This window comes from Hyalangium versicolor (assembly GCF_020103695.1).
GTDB lineage: Bacteria > Myxococcota > Myxococcia > Myxococcales > Myxococcaceae > Hyalangium > Hyalangium versicolor.
Window position 1 is genome coordinate 215,191 of record NZ_JAHXBF010000002.1, and the last position, 17,627, is coordinate 232,817.

A 17,627-nucleotide genomic window follows, 5' to 3' on the forward strand; every position below is an offset into this window, starting at 1 on the left:
ATGGTGGAGACATACTTCATCGGCTCTTACTGGGGAGCGCGCCAGGAGGATGCAGCGACGTGCGCCCAACGTCTGGCAGCCATGATTCAGCGTCTGGCGCCGATCGACCCACTGTTCACCAGTTGGTACAAGGGTGCGAAGACGCTCAAGCTATCACTCACACGGCCACTGGAACTCGACCTGCCCGCCCTCACCCAGTACGTCCAGCGCAACCTCATGCGCGACGACAGGCGGAAACCCATGGAACAGCTGGGCTTCAGTGTGGGTCTATGGAACGGGTGCCAGGGGGAAAATGATGCCTGGTTGAGGATTTTCTGCGGCGGGTCTTCCGAGCATGTGGGCAACAGCTGTCTTCTCACTGCTCCTCATAAAGGACCGGGTTCGGAGCGCGTCTTGATGACCGAATTCCAGACGCAAGCGCTGCGAGCGCTCGCGTCTGCATGGGATCCCGACTGGGGCGTGGCCATTTCTCATGACCACCGTGACATCATCGACCAAAAGTCCCCAGAGGTGTGGATAGGTTGGGTGACCTATCTCTCCCGCCGTCTGGGCCGTGTCCCCCCGCTCCCCGCGCCCGTACGCATCGAGCCCGTGGAGGACAAAGGCGCGCTCGTCATCCTCACGCCCGAGCGCTTCACCGCCTCCAACCCCGAGCACGTTGCCCTGGCCGAGCGGGTCCGCGAACTCCTGGACCGCGCGGGGCTGCTCACCGTGAAGCCAGCGGCCCGCTGAGCACCAGCCCCACTCAGCTCATCCGAGCTACGGACTCCCGGACCCCTTGCGCTCTCCCGCTGGCGGACTCCGCGGTCCCGGACGAGCCCCCCCGTCCTCCGGCGAGCGCTGCGGAGCCCCCGCATCCGAAGCAGTGCCGCCATCCGACTCACTCCGCCGCCCCCACTCGCCCGCGGCCGGCGGCGTGCTGGCACCCTTCGGTGGCTCCCGCACCGGAGCAGGTGCCGTATCTCCGACGCCGGTCGCACCGTGCTGGCGCGGCGCCTCCGGAGCGGGCGTGGCCGGGGATGGGGTGGCCTCGGGGGGACTGACCTGAGCCGGCTTCTCGGCGGGCGGAGGCGTCACGAGCTTGCCGTCCTCACACCCCACCCACAACAGCGCGGTGAACAGGATCGGTCCAAGAGCTTTGCGCACGGCGAAATTCCTCCTATCGAGCGATGGCGCTATCACGGTCCGCCGGGCCCGGGCCAGAAAGCCGGAGCACTGGCCTCCTCCGCCGACACGATGCGCTCCTTCGTCTTCGCGTCCCAGACCTGCGCGGACCGCGGATCCCCATAGTTGGCGACCAGCAGCCAGCCCTCCTGCAACACGATGTCCAGGTAGTCATTCGGCTTCGCGAACAGGCCCTCCAACTCCACCAGCTTCCCGTCCTGCTCCCAGGCAATCGGCGCCCCCGGGTACAGGAACTCTCCTCCCAGCGTCCCCCGGTAATAGAGCTTGCCGCCCGGCGTCGAGAGGACCATCCACTGCCCGGACTCATCCAGCCCGGGGAAGGCCTTGTCCAGCTTCTTCACCGCAGGCTCCGCAGCCTCCTCGCCAGGATTGTGGTGCGAGGGCGAAGCCTTCGCCACCGGCAGCAGGCGCTGGTTCACCTTGAGTTCCAGGACACCCGGCGAGAGGTCCGATCCATAGGACGTCGCGACCGTCTCGATGCGCTTCCACCCGCCCGCCTCGAGCCGGTACGCGTGCGCCAACCCCGCGCTTCCTTCCCCGCCGCCCACCGGATAGCGCGTCCCCTCGAAGGTGATGAACTTCTTACCGCCGGGCCCCTTCTCGGCCTTGCGCGCCACGTACGCATCCGAGATCAACGCCACCGGGACCCCTTCCTTGTCGAAGCCCAGTTGCTCGAGGGCCGGCTGGTCCTGTCCCCCCGCATCCTTCCCTCCCGGCAGCGTCTTCAAGTCGAGCGGCTTGCCGCTGTGCGCCACCAGGTCCACCCGCCACGCCTTGGGCACTTCGCCCTCACCCGAGGGCCACGTGAACACGAGCCCCTCCTTCCCATCCGGGCTCCAGGACACCATGGACCGGTCGCACGCCGCGTCGAACGAGAACACCTTCGTCGGCTCCCCCGAGGGCAGCGGCTGTCTCACCCAATCGCAGCGCTCCGGGTCCGACGGCCTCAAGAACGACAGAGCGGGCCCCGTAGCCACAGCGGGGGCAGCAGGTGGGGGCGCGGGGACAGGCTCAGGAGCGGGCGGGGCGGCGGGAGCCTTGGCCGGGGCAACTGCCGCCGTCGGCGCACCCGCGTCCTGGGCCGCACTGGCCGGAGGGTTGTTGGACTTACAGCCCGCCAGGGCGAGAGCGGCGAACGGCAACGCACGGCTCCAGCGTCGCAGAGACATGAGGCTCCTCGGGAGTCCAAAGTAGAACAACGCGGGCAGACTATCCTCGCTCCGGAGCGGGGAGTCACTCTCCATGGACTCCACGGCGTTCACCGAGCCGGTGCCCGCGTGTGCTAAAGGGCACCCCATGCCCAAGATTCGCAAGATCCTCATCGCCAACCGCGGAGAGATCGCCATCCGGGTGATGCGCACCTGCAAGGAGCTCGGCATCGCCACAGTGGCCGTCTACTCCGAGGCGGACCGCTCCGCACTGCACGTGCGCATGGCCGACCAGGCCTACTTCGTCGGCCCACCGCCCTCCCGAGAGAGCTACCTGGTGCAGGACCGCATCCTCGAGGCGGCGAAGAAGTCCGGCGCGGACGCCATCCACCCGGGCTACGGCTTCCTCTCGGAGAACGCCTCCTTCGTGCGCGCGTGCGAGAAGGCGGGGATCCTCTTCATCGGCCCGCCGGCCTCCGCCATGGACGCCATGGGCGAGAAGACGCGTGCCCGGCAGAACATGATCAAGGCGGGCGTCCCCGTGGTCCCCGGCACCGCCGAGCCCATCGCCACCGAGGAGGAGGCACGGGCGTACGCGGAGAAGATCGGCTTCCCCATCATGCTCAAGGCCGCGGGCGGCGGTGGCGGCAAGGGCATGCGCCGCGTGGAGAACCTCCAGGAGTTCTCGTCCGCGTGGCGCGGCGCCAAGGGCGAGGCCCTCAACGCCTTCGGCAATGACGCCGTCTACATCGAGAAGTACCTGGAGAAGCCACACCACGTGGAGATCCAGGTCTTCGCCGACCAGCACGGCACGGTGGTGCACCTGAACGAGCGCGAGTGCTCGGCGCAGCGCCGCCACCAGAAGGTGGTGGAGGAGACACCCAGCCCCATCCTCTCCCCGGAGATGCGGGCGAAGATGGGCGCGGTGGCGGTACAGGCCGCCAAGGCGGTGAACTACGTGGGCGCCGGGACGGTGGAGTTCCTGGTGGACGTGCACCGCAACTTCTACTTCCTGGAGATGAACACGCGCCTCCAGGTGGAGCACCCTGTCACGGAGTGGGTGACGGGCCTGGACCTGGTGGCGCTGCAGATCAAGGTCGCCGAGGGCGAGAAGCTGCCCTTCACCCAGGCGCCCACGCCCCACGGCCACGCCATCGAGGTGCGCATCTACGCGGAGGATCCGGCGCGCAACTTCATGCCGAGCCCCGGGAGGATCCAATACCTGCGCGTGCCGGGTGGCCCCAACGTGCGGGACGACTCGGGCGTGTACGCGGGCTACACGGTGCCCAACTTCTATGACCCGATGATCTCCAAGCTCTCCGTGTGGGCGCCCACGCGGACCGAGGCCATCGCCCGGGCCCAACGCGCGCTGAGCGAGTACGTGGTGAAGGGCATCACCACCAACACGCGCTACCTGAAGGCCATCGTCGGGCACCCCGAGTTCGTGGGCGGCGACTACGACACGAGCTTCCTCACGCGCGAGCACAACACGCTGTTGGGCCAGGACGATCCGCAGTTGCAGGAAGTGGCGCTGCTGGCGAGCGCGGTGTTCGCGCACCAGCGAGACCAGAAGCGCGCCAAGACGCTGCCCCAGAAGGCCGGCGCGGCGGCGAGCGCGGGCGGCATGTCCCCGTGGCGGCTGGGCCTGCGCACCCGTCGGCGTTAGCACTCCCCCTCTCCCGAGACACTCCATGCGTTACTTCGCGAAGCTGCAGGGCCAGAAGGAAGCGGTGCCGGTGGACATCGAGCACCTGGGGGGCACCCAGTACCGGCTGACGCTCCACGACAAGACGTACACGGTGGACGCGCTCACGCTGGACCATGGCGCGGTGTCCATGCTGGTGGATGGCACCTCCTACCCCGTCGAGTTCGAGGAGAACGGGGACGAGGTGGGCGTCCTGGTGCGCGGCCAGGTGAGCCGCGTGGATGTGGCCGACGAGCGGCGGCTGCGGCTGCGCGCGGGCTCGGCCGGCTTCACCGCCGAGGGCAAGCAGGTCATCAACGCGCCCATGCCCGGCAAGGTGGTGAAGGTCCTCATCAAGCTGGGCGACGAGGTGAAGGAGGGCCAGGGCCTGGTCGTCGTGGAAGCCATGAAGATGGAGAACGAGCTGAAGAGCCCCAAGGCCGGCAAGGTGGTGGAGCTGCTCGCCAAGGAGGGCACGACGGTCGAGAACAACGCGAAGCTCGTGGTGGTGGAGTGACATCATGGAGATGCTCTGCACCCTGCGCAGCGCGACGGAGTCCCAGCGCCAGGCGCTGTTGAAGGAACCGGAGCGGATGCAGGACTTCCTGGATGACGAGGAGGACTTCGGGGACTCCGATGGAGCGAAGTTCCTCGAGCTCGACATCGGAGAGACGTGGCACGGGCTCCAGTACCTGCTGACGGAGACGGCCTGGGAGGGCGCGGCGCCGCTGGACTTCCTCGTGCGCGGAGGAGAGGACGTGGGCGACATCCCCTCCGATGAGGGCACGGCGCGCGTCTTCAAGCCTGCCGAGGTGAAGAAGCTCTCCGAGGCGCTGCAGGGCCTCTCGCAGGCCACGCTGCGCCAACGCTTCGATCCCGCGAAGCTCCAGCAGCTCGACATCTACCCAGGGCTCTGGGACGAGCCGGCCGACGACACGGATCCGCTGGAGGAGCTGATCAGCTACTTCGCGGAGCTGAAGAAGTTCGTGAGCCACGTGGCGCAGCGCGGGCACTCGCTGCTGGTGCACATCGGCTGAGCCAGCCGCTCACCCCATCAGCAGGTCGCGGCCCAGTTTGAGCACCAGCGCCGCCACCACGGCGAGCACCACCTTGCGCACCAGCTTGTCCCCGCCCTTCACGGTGAGGTGGGCGCCGATCCACGCGCCAGCGAACTGGGCCACGGCCATCGGCAGGGCCACGTGCCACAGCACCACGCCCTTCCAGGTGAAGATCACCACCGAGGCGATGTTGGAGGCGAAGTTGACGACCTTGGCATCCGCGGACGCGCGCACCAGCCCGTGGCCCAGCAGGGTGGAGAAGGCCACGATGAGGAAGGTGCCCGTCCCCGGGCCGAAGAAGCCGTCATAGGCGCCAATGAGGAGCGCCACCCCGCCCCCGAGCAGCCGCAGCTTCGCCAGGGGCGGCTCCGGCCGGTCTCCCGGAGGAGGCCCCTTGCGGAAGGCCAGGAAGGCCGCCACGGCGATCAACAGCACCAGCACCAGCGGCTTGAGCACCTCCGGCTTCACCCACAGTACCAGCCGCGCTCCCGCGAACGCGCCCAGCAGCCCCAGCGGGAAGCTCACCCACGCCAGCTTCCCGCTCAGCAGCCTCGCGCGAGAGAAGCGCACCAGCGCAGAGAAGGCCCCGAAGACGGACTGGCCCTTGTTGGTACCGAGCGCCACGTGCGGCGGCAGTCCCGTGGTCAACAGAATGGGCAGCGTGATGAGCCCGCCTCCTCCCGCGATGGCATCCACGCACCCGGCGCACAGGGCCGCCAGGCACAACAGGGCGAGTTCGAGGCCGGTCACGTCCAAGGTGGAGCCCTCCTCCAGGCGGGCGGCGCTCCCACTACCACGCCCGCTGGCCGCTTGCTTGCGCCCCGGCCCAACCTGAGCATCAATCCCCAGACCGCTTCCCGCCGAGGGTCCTCACCGTGCTCGTTCCCGTGATGCTCGTACTGCTGTCGCAGTTTCCCGCGCAGCCGGATCCCTCGGCTGCGAACTGCCGCGCCATCGACGGGCAGATTGCCTGTGGCTACGCGTGCAAGTCGGATGGCATGCGCGTGCGCTGTGCCCAGACGCCCCAGGGACGCTGTCAGGTGATGGATGGACAGGTGGTGTGCTTCGACCCGCCGGCCTATGTCATTCGAGCCTATGGCGGCTCGCTGCCGGACCCCGAGTGCAAGGCGGGCGAGGGCGAGGTGGCCTGCGGCTACTCCTGCACCATGTACTTCGGAAAGTTGAGGTGCGCGCGAACCCCGGCCGGAGTCTGTCGGGGACGTGGCAACGATGTGGAGTGCTTCGATCCTCCCGCCTCGGTGTTCGCCATCTATGGGAAGGAGACACCCAAGATCGAATGCCGCTCCCAGGGGACGGACTTCGCCTGTGGCTACCGCTGCGTCGCGGGCTCCGAGGGAGTGAAGTGCGCCTCCACCCCCTTTGGCATCTGCAAGGCCGAGGGGGGCCGCGTTACCTGCTTCGATCCCGCTCCCGAGGCCATCTGCGCCTTCGGGCGCTCGCTCCCACCCCCTCAGTGCAAGAGCAGCGAGGGCCAGGCGGTCTGTGGCTACGGGTGTGCCTCGGCGTATGGACGGGTGGTGTGCGCCACGACGCCCCGCGGCATCTGCAAGGTGTTCGACAGCGAGGTGCGCTGCTTCGACCCTCCGAGCACCCTCCAGGCCGAGTCCTCGTGCCTGGCCCTGCTCGGACTGGCGTCACTGGAGGGGGCAAAGCCTTGAGCCACAGGCAAAGCGCCTTTCGTGAGCAGCCCGACCAGGCAGAGGAGAGGTCATCCCTCCCAGTTGCCCCTATGACATGACGTCCGGTCATCTGCAGGCAGGGCCCTCCCTTGGGCCGCGCAGGCCTCCCTTGGGGTGAGAAGTCCGCGTGATGGGCGGCTGAACGCACCTACCTGAGCGGTTGTGTTAGCCTGAGCCTCCCTGCCAGGGAGGACCGCCATGAGTGAACCTGCCATCAGGCCCGCTGTGGCCCAGGAGCGCCGGAGGCGGCGCCACTCCTCGGTGTCGCAGATAGGGCCAGGAACGGAGGTGGGCCCCTACGTGGTGGAACGGAAGCTGGGGGCGGGGGGCTTCGGCACGGTGTTCCTGGCGCGGCGGGGCGAGCAACTGCACGCGCTGAAGTTCCTGTCGCTCAAGGACCACTCGGGATGGGCCGAGCGCGAGGTGGTGGTGCTCAGTCGTGTGCACCACGGCCAGGTGGCTCGGCTGTGCGGCTTCTGGCAGTGGCCTGAGGCTCAGCCGCGCTACCTGGTGGTGGTGATGGAGTACGTGGCGGGGAGGCGGTTGGACGAGTGGGTCGACGAGGAGAACCCGTCGGCGCGCCGGGTGCTGCAGCTGCTGAGGGACATGAGCCAGGGGCTGGGCGCGGTGCATGCGGCTGGCGTGGTGCACCGGGATGTGAAGGAGGCCAACCTGCTGGTGAGGGCGGAGGACGGTGCGGCGGTGCTGGTGGACTTCGGCGTGAGCGGCTGCGAGCAGGCGGCTCCGGTGACGCGAGGGCCGATGCCGCCGGGCACCTGGGAGTACCGCAGCCCCGAGGCCTGGCGCTTCATGCGGGAACATGGCTTCAAGCACGGAGCGCGTTACCGGCCCAGGCCTGCGGATGACGTGTACGCGGTGGGGGTGGTGCTCTACTGGCTGTTGACGGACGACGTACCCTTCCCGGTGGAGAAGCGTGAGGATGTGGAGGGGGTGCTCAGCCGAGAGCCGGTGCCGCCGCACGAGCGCAACCCGCGGGTACCGCGAGAGCTGGGTGAGCTGTGCCTGAAGTTGTTGGCAAAGCAGCCCGAAGCCAGGCCGGACGCGGCGGGGTTGGAGCGGGGCGTGGACGAGTTGCTCGCGCGGCAGGGCTCGGAGTGGGAAGAGCCGTTGTGCGAGCCTCACGTCGAGCCTCTCCTCCCCCCAGCGGCAGAGGGGGACGTGGACGAGGAGGAGGAATGGGCGAGGGTGCCTTCCAGGCCCCGGCGAGGCAAGCGCCCGGCCCGTCCGGAGGCGCCAGAGCCGGGCAGCGTGGCTGTGCCGCAGCAACTCCCAGCACCGGACGGTGGTCCCGCTGCTCCCATTGCCGCACCTGTGCCGGAGGTAGCCTCTGCTCCGGAGTTGCCAGTGGCCTCCATTCAGCCTCCGGCTCGCCGGGCCTTGCCATGGCGGCATCGTGCGGCGGGAGTGGCGACAGTGGGCGTGCTCCTCATGCTGGGTGGGCTCGCCGCGTGGCTCGCTTCACAGAGGCACAGAGCGGCCCTGGAGCCCTCCACCCAGAGCACCATAGCCGAGGTGTCTGCAACCCCGGAGTTCCAGTTCAGGTTGGATGGGAGCCTGCCTACCTGGGAGAGCGATGGGAAAGTAGCGCCCCCTCTGAAACCACCGGAAGCTGAGCGCACGGTTCCTCTCGAAACCGAGGGGACTCCCACCGCGCCCGTGGCCGCTGGCGCCACGGCTCAAGAGCCTGAGGCTTCCGTGAAGACTGAGCAGCAGAAGCAACCCAAGCGCCTGGGGGCCGCGAAGAAGGCGGCGGCCCTGCTCATCACCTGCACCGCCCCCGCCTGCACCGGGCCTGGCGCGGAAGTACGTCCCCCCCCGGTGACGGCCGAGCCGTGCCCGCCGGGCTCGCTCCAAGCCATGGAGCAGCTGGGCATCCGCATCGGCAAACGAGCGGATGGGATCTTCACCTGGCACAAGGGACCTGTGGGGCCCGTGCCCATCAAGGAGGGGTGGACGACGCTGCGCATGGGCGATGCCCTCGGGCAGCTCGAGCCGCCGAATTTCCTGCTCGCGGGGCGGATCATCCTCTCGGAGAAGCGGGCATATGGGCACTGGGTGCAGGCCACCATGGACGGCAAGACGTACCCGGTCTGCCTGGAGTCAAACCAGCCACGGACGGATGAGGGCGAAATCGAGTCCACCGTCGGCGTGAAGGCGGTGCGCGAGTTCAAGTGAGGCCGCGCGAGCAGGGCAGGCGTGGCGGGGAGCTGAGGCGTGGTAGAGGCGACGTGGCAGGACACGTTGCCGCCTGCCACCCTAGGAGGTCACCTCGCCGTGCTCGCCGCTCTGCCGCTGTTGTCTGCCGTGCTCGCCGCCACGCCCGGGGTGGAGGCTGCTCCCAGTCCGCCGGACTGTGAAGCCGCGCCCCAACCCCTGGTGCTCTCCGCGGAACCGAGCACGCCGCCTGTGCTCTGCCTCGGCCCGGACACGGCCACCACTTTGCTCTTCGACACGCCGCTGGCGCCCGGAGCGGTGGAGGTGCAGGCCACCGAGCAAGAGCTTCGGCTGGCACAAGGGCCCGGAGTGGTGACACTGGTGCCCTCGGCACGCCTGCTGCCCGGCGAGTGGCGCAAGCTGACAGTGCGCTTCGGGGACGGGGCGGCGCCAGCCATGGTCACGGTGCTGCTCTACGTGCATCCAGCCCGCGCGGCGCGGCAGGTGGAGGTGCAACGCAAACCGCGCACGGTAGAGTCCTACCAGCGCGAGGTGGCCGAGCAGAAGGAGCAGGTGCGGCAGTGCCAGGAGGAGAACGCCCAACTGCGGGACTTCCAGGACAAGCCCGAGGGGCTGCGAGGCCTGGTGAGTGCGGGACTCATGGGTGGGGACCTGGGCGGTATCTCCTCCGAGAACCTCTCTCTTCCTCCGCGCCGCTATACCGTGCGCAAGGGCAGCGCGCTGAAGCCAGCGCGGGTGTGGAGCTACCGATCGAGTACCCGGGTCGCGGTGGAATTGAGGCTGCAACTCCTCTCCGGAGAGCCGCCCTGGGTTGCAGAGGGCGCCACGCTGGTGGATGCGCACGGGCGCGAGCTGCCGGTGCTCCCGCCCTGGCAGGCCGCACCGATCGCGTTGGGATGGTTACAGAGCGTGGTGGTGGAAGCCGAGGCCTCCACAACGGAAGCTCAAGGCAGCTACACCCTCAAGCTATGGGAGGCGGGGGGCGCGCGCAGCGTCACGGTGGAGGGTGTGGTCTTCCCTCCAGCACCGGGCTCAACGGCTCACTGACTCCACTACCAATCCGGGCGACATCCCAAGAGCGAGTCCGGCTCCTGCTGTCGGCACCGAAACCCCTCGGCGCAGATGGCAGGGCCCTGGGGATCGCAAGCAGGGATGCACTTCCAACCATCGCAGACCTTCCCGGCGGAGCAACGAGGCGAATCCTTGCGACACAACTCGACACACCAGAGCCACGCCTTGCCGGGCTGAGACGGGGCCGGGAGCATGTGGCATTCCTGGCCCTCGGGGCAGGAGGTCTGCTGGCAGTTGTCGCCATACACGTGCTCGCATTGCGAGGAGCCCTCCTCGAACCGAAGACACTGCTGACCTTCAGGGCACCCTCGCTTCTCGCAGGTGGGCAGACACGCGGGCTCGGGCGTGGTGTCCGCGCAGAAGAAGCCATTGGGACACTGCACCGGAGCGCCTGGCTGACAGGGGCGGGCACACCATCCATCCTTTCCCGCACATACCAGTCCCGCGGCACAGGCACTCTTCTGGTCTGACGGGATGTCGTTACAGTTCTCGCCTTCCTGCCGAACGCCCACAGGGGTGCAGACGCGCACGAACTGCCCGTGCTCTTCCGTGGCGAGTTTGCGGCAAACCTGGCCTTCCGAGCACTGCGCATCCGTGGTGCACTGACTGTCGGTGCAGTACGAGCGATTGTACCGGGCGGCCCACACGCAGCCGAGCGGTGGCTCGCACTCGGCGCTCGACTCGCAGTCACGCCCATAGGTCATCGACCGCGCGCGCTGCTCGCTATCGAGCACAGGGCGGATGCGTTCGCCTGCATCTCCCTCGGACCCATTCTCCAGGCGGAGGAGAGTTCCCAGTGCCGCCCACAGGTTCTCCCGCGGAGCCGATGCCCCTTCGTTGATGCTCGAATTGAGGGACGGTATAAGTTGGGTTGGGAGGGGACCATGGGTGGAACTGAGCTACGGCCGGTCGCGGTGTCCGTCGTAGTGCCTACGCACAACCGCGCCAAACTGGTTGATCGCTGTCTTCGAGCACTGGTTGCCCAGCTCCATCCACCTTCGGACGTCGTCGTCATTGATGACGCTTCCTCAGATTCAACCCAGGACCTGCTTCGAGCGTGGCAACAGAGACGCCTTCCGTTTTGCTTACGCGTAGAGCGCGTGGCTCGAAACGCTGGTCCAGCCCGCGCGCGGAAACGGGGTGTTGAGCTTGCGCGCGGTGAGTGGATTGCCTTCACTGACGATGACTGTGAGCCAGAGTCCGGATGGTTAAGGGCTTTGGTGAACGAGGCACAGAGGGCGAAACCAAACGTTGCCGGCATCGGTGGCCGAGTGTTGCCTGCCTCTCCCGGACTCGTCGCCGACTACATGACGATTCACGGGATTCTGGACCCGCCGCCCTCGTGCAAGTACCTCGTAACCGCCAACTGCATCTTTCGGCGCTCGGGATTCCTCGCCGTCGGTGGGTTCGACGAGGCGGTGACCAAGCTGGGTGGAGAGGACCCCGGCCTCTCATTTGCCATCACGCGTGCAGGCCATGCTCTCACGTGCTGTGCCGAGGCGGTTGTTCGCCATCACTACCGGGAGATTGCCATCGACTTTTTACGAACCTTCTTCAGGTATGGCCGAGGAGTCCGTCTTGTCATGGGTCGATGAACTGGCACCGATGCCCTTGACGCCCCGAAACCTATTGCGGGACTTGCAGGCGACAGATCGGGTCTACAGTTCGGCTGGCGTGCCGATGATGCGGCGTGTGGCCTTTCTTATGATGCGGCTCGGCCAGCGCATCGCGTACTCGTCCGGATGGATGCTTTCGTCACTGGAAGATGCCGCTGGTCGGTCTCGAACCAATCGCGAGAGGGGCGCAAGAATGGCTAGGCCTACGATTGCAGCGAAGTCAGAAGCGGCATCGCCGGCCGAGGAGAATGGCGCGTCGACCGACGAGGCGTTCACGAGGGGAGCAACGAAGATAAGCTGCCGCCCGCCCGTGACCCACTACGGCTCTACCACGAAGACTGCGGTGGGCGGCCATTGATGACCACCGCGTTCTCCGCTGCCGACTCGGCGCTCGGGTACCTGTACCAGATGCGCGTCGCGCTTCTCTGGTCGCTATCCCGCATCAAGCAGGGGGAGTTCGTCGTCTCGCTCGAGACCCTCGACGACGTGACGTTCGAAGCCAAGGGCGGCACTGCCGAGGAGCTTCTGCAGACCAAGCACCACCGGACGCGCGAGGCCTCGCTCAGCGACATGAGCGGCGATCTCTGGAAGTCGCTGCGCGTCTGGTTCGAGGGCCACGCCAACGGCCGGATTCCCGCAGGGACGAGCCTGTATCTCCTCACAACGGCAGCAGCCCCCGCAGGAAGTGCGGCATCGTACCTTCGACGTGAGGGGCGTGACATCGCGCGTGCGCAGACGCTGCTCGAGGCCGTTCCGTCGAGTTCGCAGAATCAAGCACTCGTTCCCGCGTTCACCGCATTCAACGCGGTGTCGGCAACCGCACGCCGCACGATCCTCGATCACGTCATCGTGCTCGACCAGGCCTCGGGCGTTCTGACCATCGACAACGACCTGAAGGCCGAAGTGTTCTGGACAGCCGACCCCAAGCACCACGACGCATTCCTTCAGCGCCTTGAGGGCTGGTGGCTCCGCCGTGTCATCAAGCAGCTCTCAGCGAGCCCGCAGCCAGCAGGAATTCTCAGCGTCGAGATCGAAGCCGAGATGGCCGAGCTGCGAGAACAGTTCAAGCAGGACAACCTCCCGATCGACGACGACATCCTCAAATTCACGCTCGATGACGCGACCCACGCGGCGCACGAGAACTATCAGTTCGTCCACCAGCTCCGGCTGATCGAGGCAGGCAAAGGACGCGTCGCCGCCGCCATCCGAGACTTCTATCGCGCTGGGGCTCAACGTTCGCGTTGGCTCCGCGAGGAACTGCTGCTCATCGGCGATCTTTCCCGATACGAAGGGAAGCTTGTCGAAGAGTGGGATCTGGTCTTCGAAGCCGCCAAGGACGAGATCGAGGCCACCGCCGCCGAGACCGAAAAGCGGAAGGCGGCGCGCTCGATTCTCACCTGGGCCGAGCGTACCACCATCGCGATTCGACCTGGCGTCACCGAGCCGTTCGTCGTTCGCGGCTCCTTCCACATGCTGGCGGACGAGAAGCCTCCGCGCATCGGGTGGCACCCTGACTTTCATGATCGGCTCGCCGAGCTTCTCAACCCGAGCGGCAGCGTCCCTCCTGGTGACGCGGATGCGGATGGGAAGGACGAATGACTCCCTGGCACGAGCGCTCAATCGAAGAGCGGAACCTGCTGAACCCTGGGTTCTGCGCGACGCTGCTGTGGCACGCGGCGCAGGGCTATGCCTCTGAGCGGAAGACGCCGATGGCCATCGAGGTGTCGTTCCTCGTGCTCCCGTTCGTACTGCACCTCGAGACGCGGGAGAGTCTGCCGCGTGCCATCACGACCTCACTGCCGACGTGGCTTTCGGAGCATCCGCTCGTTCGTACGCGGCTCGGGGAACGAGCAGCCATGTTGCGTCTCTTCACGCGCGAGGCGCTCGTCTTCGGCGGCTCGCACGGGCTGCTCTCGATCTCGCAGGATGGGGTCCGCGCGCACAACGAGATGAAGAAGCGCGTGAACGCGGCGCTCAAGACGACGAGCGACGAAGTCCGCGAATGCGCCAAGCGCGCCGAGTTTCTCGGGAGATGGCTCGAGAAAGCCGGCGGCCCGGAAACCGTAATGGCGCTGCTGGGGGTGCAACCGTGAGCGTCCAGATCCTCGACATCGTCCTCTACAGCCATGACGGCCGCAAGCGCGTGCTCTCGCTGAAGCCCGGCAAAGTCAACGTCATCACGGGTGCTTCGCAGACCGGCAAGTCGGCCATCAGCGACATCATCGACTACTGCTTCGGCAGCAGTGAGTGCCACATTGCCCACGGTCCGCTTCGTCTCCACGTGTCTTGGTATGGCCTCCGACTTCAGCTCGCGTCGGGGCAGGCTTTCGTTGCACGACGCTGCCCGGCACCGAAGGCCCAGACGAGCGATGAGTACTTCATCGCGACCGCGCGTACCGTTTCGGTGCCCGAGGCAAAGGACCTGAGGGCCACGACGAACCTGAAGGGCGCGACGACCACGCTCACGTCGTGGGTTGGTATCCGGGACAACCTCCACGAGCCTCCCGCAGGCCAGAAGCGCGCGGCGCTGTCCGCGACGGTGCGGCACGCGCTGGCGCTGTGCCTGCAGCAACAAGACGAGATCACCAGCAAGAAGCACCTCTTTCACGGGACGACAGATCACTGGTTCGCGATGGCGTTGAAGGACACGCTCCCGTTCCTGCTCGGTGCGGTCGACGACGACCACGTGCGGAGGCAAGGCGAGCTTCGTCGTCTCCGCGAGCAGCTGCGCGCCCTCGAACGTCGGCTTGCAGAGATCAAATCGCTACGCGGAGATGGCGCGACAAAGGCAGATGCGCTCCTCGCGCAAGCTCGCGACACGGGCCTATCGAACGCCGTCACCACGACATGGGAGGACGCGGTAGCGGCGCTCCGCGTTGTGCTTCAGACGCCCCTTACAGCCGTCGACGTCAAACTGCCCGATGGAGGTGAGTTCACGCGCCTCTCGAACGAGCGTGCGGAGCTGCTCCAGAACCAGCGTCGCATTCGCGCCGACATCGACGCGGCGCGCGCATTCTCCAAGGACGAGAAGGGGTTCTCACACGAGGCCAAGGAGCAGCGGGCGCGCCTGACGACGATCGGCATCTTCGACGGGAACGAGCCGGGACACTCGTGCCCGCTGTGTGCCCAGGAGCTTCCGCAGCAACGTGCACCGCCGCCTTTGGCAGCGTTGCAAGGTGCCCTTACAGATGTGGCCAGCAAGATGGTTTCGGTCGCGCGAGTCGAACCGCACATCGAGGCGGCCATCGGCGAACTCGAGAGCCGTCTGCAGAAGGTTCAGCAGGAGCTGACTCGCAATCGGACGCAGATGGAGGCAGTACGCACTGCGAACGCGGCGCTGTCGGAGGCGCAGGCGGACTCGGCGCGCAAGGCCCACGTCCTCGGCCGCGTCAGCTTGTACCTCGAGAGCATGCCTGATGTGCCCGACACGAAGGAGCTCGAGGCGCAGGTGGAGTCGCTCACCGCGAAGAGCAAGCAACTGGAGGAAGAGCTCAGCGATGAGCGAGTCCAAGAGCAGCTTGCGTCGATCGCATCTCGTCTCTCCGAGAAGCTCACCGAGTGGGCGAGGCGCCTTGGGCTGGAGCACTCGGTGTCACCGATGCGCCTCGACCTGAAGAAGCTCACGCTCGTCGCCGACACGCTCGATGGCGCTGTTCCGATGAGCCGCATTGGCAGCGGAGAGAACGGCGTTGGCTTCCACCTGATCGCCCATCTGGCTCTGCACCAGTGGTTCGTGCAGAGGAAGCGGCCCGTGCCGAACTTCATCTTCTTCGACCAGCCGTCGCAGGTTTACTTCCCGGCCGACAAGGACGTCGATGGTTCGATGGGCCTCGTGCCTGATGACGATCGGCATAGAGTGCTCCAGATGTTCCGACTGATCTTCGAAGCAGTCGAAGCCGTCGCCCCTGGCCTGCAGGTGATCCTCATTGAGCACGCCGACATCAACGAGGACTGGTACCGCGACTCCATCGTCGAGCGCTGGCGCGGCGGGAAGAAGCTCGTGCCCGACGACTGGCCGCGCGCTGGGGAAGGAGCCGCCGAGTGACCTCGTTCAGCCGACGCCACGGCTATTCCGGCCAAGCCGCGCCGATCACGGTGCGCGAGGACGCACCCGATGCTCTGCGGCACGCGGTCGTGCAGATCGCCGCCGAGGAGGGCTTCGGCACGCCGTCCGCACAGCGAGCGCTGATCTGCCGCGTGCTCCGCGTGATGCCAGACCGGAGCAACTGGTCCGAGTACCCGAACGTCGCGGGCGAGGTGGAGGACCTGATCACGACCTGCAAGTGGTTCCGCGTCTACGACATCGCGGAGGCGTTCTACGCTGAGGCTGCAGCGTCGAAGCGTGGATTCGGCGCGCCCAACGGCAGCGCGACCGAGTTCGAGAGCAAGCTCAACGAGGTCCTCTACGAGCAGGGCATCGGCTGGAAAATGGAGCGTGGGCAGATCATCTACCGAGGCGACCAGCCGTTCGAGCAGACCGTCGCGTCAGCCTGGCATGTACTGCAGCAGTCGAACCGGAGCACTGCGCAGAACGAGGTCGCCGAGGCACTGAGCGACCTGTCGCGCCGACCGGCGCCCGATCGAACCGGTGCGATCCAGCACTCGATGGCAGCCCTTGAGTGCGTCGCTCGCGACATCAGCGGCGACCCCAAGCAAACCCTCGGCGCGCTCCTGAAGAGTCACGGAGCCACGCTCTCGATCCCACGTCCCTTGGATGCGGCAGTCGAGAAGGCGTGGGGCTACGCCTCCGAGGTCGGCAGACACCTTCAGGAGGGCCGAGAGCCGTCGGCCGAGGAGGCCGAGCTGGTCACGACAGTCTGCGCTGCGGTCGTCACGTACCTCGTGAAGAAGCACGACGCTGGGAGACGACCGTGACGAAGTCGACCGAGGTCACGCCCAAGGGCGAGCTGATCCTCTACCAAACCGAGGACGGGCGCGCGCGCATCGAGTGCCGCTTCGAGGACGAGTCGCTCTGGCTCACGCAGGCGCTCATGGCCCAGCTCTTCGACATCGGCGTCGGGACGGTGAACCACCACCTGAAGGAGATTTTCGCCGAGGGGGAGCTGGCGCCGGAGGCAACTATTCGACGCCATCGAATAGTTCGAACCGAGGGGCAGCGCACCGTCGCGCGCGAGATCGAGCACTACAACCTCGAGGCGATCCTCGCCGTCGGCTTCCGCGTCCGCAGTCATCGCGGCACTCAGTTCCGCAAGTGGGCCAACGCTCGCCTGTCGGAGTACCTGGTCAAGGGCTTCACGATGGACGACGAGCGGCTGAAGAACCCGCCCGGTCCAGGCCACACCGACTACTTCGACGAGCTGCTCGAGCGGATTCGCGACATCCGCGCGTCCGAGCGGCGCTTCTACCAGAAGGTCCTCGACATCTACGCGACGAGCGTCGACTATCAGGCCGACATCGACCTCTCGCAGCAGTTCTTTGCGACGGTGCAGAACAAGATGCACTGGGCCGCGCACGGGCACACGGCCGCCGAGATCGTCCACGAGCGCGCCGACGGCGAGAAGCCCTTCATGGGCCTGCAAACGACGCGGCCGGGAGGCGTGGTCCGCAAGGCCGACGCCGCGATCGCGAAGAATTACCTGACCGAGCCCGAGCTGCAGGTCCTCCATCGCATCGTGAACCTCTACATCGAGTTCGCCGAGCTGCAGGCGCTCGAGCGGAAGCCGATGACGATGCGCGACTGGGTCGACAAGCTCGACGAGTTCCTCAAGGCGTCCGGCCGCAAGCTGCTCGATCACGCGGGGACAATCTCGGCAGAAGTCGCGAAGGCGAAGGCCGAGCGCGAGTACGAGCGCTACCAGGCGCTCCAGGACGCGAAACCGCGCATGATCGACGCCGCCTTCGAGGCGACAGCGAAGCAGCTCAAGAAGCCTGCCCAGACCCGCGGGAAGAAGGGGCGCGGCAAGTGATGTGCTGCACCCTCGCCCCGTTCACCTGCCCACCCACGCGCC

Annotated in this window: 16 protein-coding genes; 13 read left to right on the forward strand and 3 right to left on the reverse strand. The window is 67.0% G+C overall.

Annotation, left to right across the window (positions count from 1 at the left end; all coding sequences use genetic code 11):
- Positions 1 to 732, forward strand: a complete 732-nt coding sequence (locus KY501_RS54195) for an immunity 52 family protein (RefSeq protein WP_373691549.1) — start codon at positions 1 to 3, stop codon at positions 730 to 732.
- Positions 733 to 759: 27 nt separating this feature from the next.
- Here the strand turns inward: KY501_RS54195 and KY501_RS04425 are convergent, their stop codons facing one another.
- Complete coding sequence (locus KY501_RS04425; RefSeq protein WP_224361252.1) at positions 760 to 1,146, reverse strand: hypothetical protein; 387 nt, start codon at positions 1,144 to 1,146, stop codon at positions 760 to 762.
- A gap of 32 nt (positions 1,147 to 1,178) precedes the next feature.
- Positions 1,179 to 2,354, reverse strand: coding sequence for a hypothetical protein (locus tag KY501_RS04430; protein ID WP_224361253.1), 1,176 nt, complete (start codon positions 2,352 to 2,354; stop codon positions 1,179 to 1,181).
- 127 nt (positions 2,355 to 2,481) lie between these two features.
- Here KY501_RS04430 and accC point away from each other — a divergent pair, with 127 nt between their 5' ends.
- The 3 genes from accC to KY501_RS04445 are packed head-to-tail and all read left to right on the forward strand — an operon-like array spanning position 2,482 to position 5,054.
- Positions 2,482 to 3,999 (forward strand): acetyl-CoA carboxylase biotin carboxylase subunit, encoded by a 1,518-nt coding sequence (accC, locus tag KY501_RS04435; protein ID WP_224361254.1) that lies wholly within the window; start codon positions 2,482 to 2,484, stop codon positions 3,997 to 3,999.
- A 25-nt stretch (positions 4,000 to 4,024) separates the two neighbouring features.
- Positions 4,025 to 4,534 carry a biotin/lipoyl-containing protein gene (locus KY501_RS04440; protein ID WP_224361255.1) on the forward strand — a complete coding sequence of 170 codons (510 nt, stop codon included), beginning with the start codon at positions 4,025 to 4,027 and terminating at the stop codon, positions 4,532 to 4,534.
- A 4-nt stretch (positions 4,535 to 4,538) separates the two neighbouring features.
- Entirely contained in the window at positions 4,539 to 5,054 is a 516-nt protein-coding gene (locus KY501_RS04445; protein WP_224361256.1) for a YfbM family protein, read from the forward strand.
- Between the two features lie 9 nt (positions 5,055 to 5,063).
- Here KY501_RS04445 and KY501_RS04450 read toward each other — a convergent pair whose 3' ends face one another.
- Entirely contained in the window at positions 5,064 to 5,831 is a 768-nt protein-coding gene (locus KY501_RS04450) for a TSUP family transporter (protein WP_224361257.1), read from the reverse strand.
- Between the two features lie 119 nt (positions 5,832 to 5,950).
- Here KY501_RS04450 and KY501_RS04455 point away from each other — a divergent pair, with 119 nt between their 5' ends.
- From KY501_RS04455 to KY501_RS04495, 9 genes are all read left to right on the forward strand, one after another.
- Entirely contained in the window at positions 5,951 to 6,754 is an 804-nt protein-coding gene (locus KY501_RS04455; protein ID WP_309242946.1) for a hypothetical protein, read from the forward strand.
- A 219-nt stretch (positions 6,755 to 6,973) separates the two neighbouring features.
- Complete coding sequence (locus KY501_RS04460) at positions 6,974 to 8,971, forward strand: serine/threonine protein kinase (protein WP_224361258.1); 1,998 nt, start codon at positions 6,974 to 6,976, stop codon at positions 8,969 to 8,971.
- Positions 8,972 to 9,070: 99 nt separating this feature from the next.
- Positions 9,071 to 10,018 carry a DUF2381 family protein gene (locus tag KY501_RS04465; RefSeq protein ID WP_224361259.1) on the forward strand — a complete coding sequence of 316 codons (948 nt, stop codon included), beginning with the start codon at positions 9,071 to 9,073 and terminating at the stop codon, positions 10,016 to 10,018.
- Between the two features lie 908 nt (positions 10,019 to 10,926).
- On the forward strand, positions 10,927 to 11,637 hold the full coding sequence (locus tag KY501_RS04470) for a glycosyltransferase family 2 protein (protein WP_224361260.1): 711 nt from the start codon (positions 10,927 to 10,929) through the stop codon (positions 11,635 to 11,637).
- Between the two features lie 378 nt (positions 11,638 to 12,015).
- Positions 12,016 to 13,257: an ABC-three component system protein gene (locus tag KY501_RS04475; protein ID WP_224361261.1), complete on the forward strand. Its 1,242-nt coding sequence runs from the start codon at positions 12,016 to 12,018 to the stop codon at positions 13,255 to 13,257.
- Entirely contained in the window at positions 13,254 to 13,751 is a 498-nt protein-coding gene (locus KY501_RS04480; protein ID WP_224361262.1) for a three component ABC system middle component, read from the forward strand. Before KY501_RS04475 ends, KY501_RS04480 begins: the two co-directional genes overlap by 4 nt.
- Entirely contained in the window at positions 13,748 to 15,703 is a 1,956-nt protein-coding gene (locus KY501_RS53865; RefSeq protein ID WP_224361263.1) for a DUF3732 domain-containing protein, read from the forward strand. The genes KY501_RS04480 and KY501_RS53865 overlap by 4 nt, the downstream gene beginning before the upstream one ends.
- Complete coding sequence (locus tag KY501_RS04490; protein ID WP_224361264.1) at positions 15,700 to 16,533, forward strand: AbiJ-NTD4 domain-containing protein; 834 nt, start codon at positions 15,700 to 15,702, stop codon at positions 16,531 to 16,533. Before KY501_RS53865 ends, KY501_RS04490 begins: the two co-directional genes overlap by 4 nt.
- Positions 16,530 to 17,585: a virulence RhuM family protein gene (locus KY501_RS04495; RefSeq protein ID WP_224361265.1), complete on the forward strand. Its 1,056-nt coding sequence runs from the start codon at positions 16,530 to 16,532 to the stop codon at positions 17,583 to 17,585. The genes KY501_RS04490 and KY501_RS04495 overlap by 4 nt, the downstream gene beginning before the upstream one ends.
- The last annotated feature ends 42 nt before the right edge of the window (positions 17,586 to 17,627 follow it).

Excerpts from the sequence above, each read along its gene's own strand:
- KY501_RS54195 (WP_373691549.1), top strand. The coding sequence starts at position 1 with ATGGTGGAGACATACTTCATCGGCTCTTACTGGGGAGCGCGCCAGGAG.
- KY501_RS04430 (WP_224361253.1), bottom strand. The coding sequence starts at position 2,354 with ATGTCTCTGCGACGCTGGAGCCGTGCGTTGCCGTTCGCCGCTCTCGCC.
- accC (WP_224361254.1), top strand. The coding sequence starts at position 2,482 with ATGCCCAAGATTCGCAAGATCCTCATCGCCAACCGCGGAGAGATCGCC.
- KY501_RS04440 (WP_224361255.1), top strand. The coding sequence starts at position 4,025 with ATGCGTTACTTCGCGAAGCTGCAGGGCCAGAAGGAAGCGGTGCCGGTG.
- KY501_RS04445 (WP_224361256.1), top strand. The coding sequence starts at position 4,539 with ATGGAGATGCTCTGCACCCTGCGCAGCGCGACGGAGTCCCAGCGCCAG.
- KY501_RS04460 (WP_224361258.1), top strand. The coding sequence starts at position 6,974 with ATGAGTGAACCTGCCATCAGGCCCGCTGTGGCCCAGGAGCGCCGGAGG.
- KY501_RS04470 (WP_224361260.1), top strand. The coding sequence starts at position 10,927 with ATGGGTGGAACTGAGCTACGGCCGGTCGCGGTGTCCGTCGTAGTGCCT.
- KY501_RS04475 (WP_224361261.1), top strand. The coding sequence starts at position 12,016 with ATGACCACCGCGTTCTCCGCTGCCGACTCGGCGCTCGGGTACCTGTAC.
- KY501_RS04480 (WP_224361262.1), top strand. The coding sequence starts at position 13,254 with ATGACTCCCTGGCACGAGCGCTCAATCGAAGAGCGGAACCTGCTGAAC.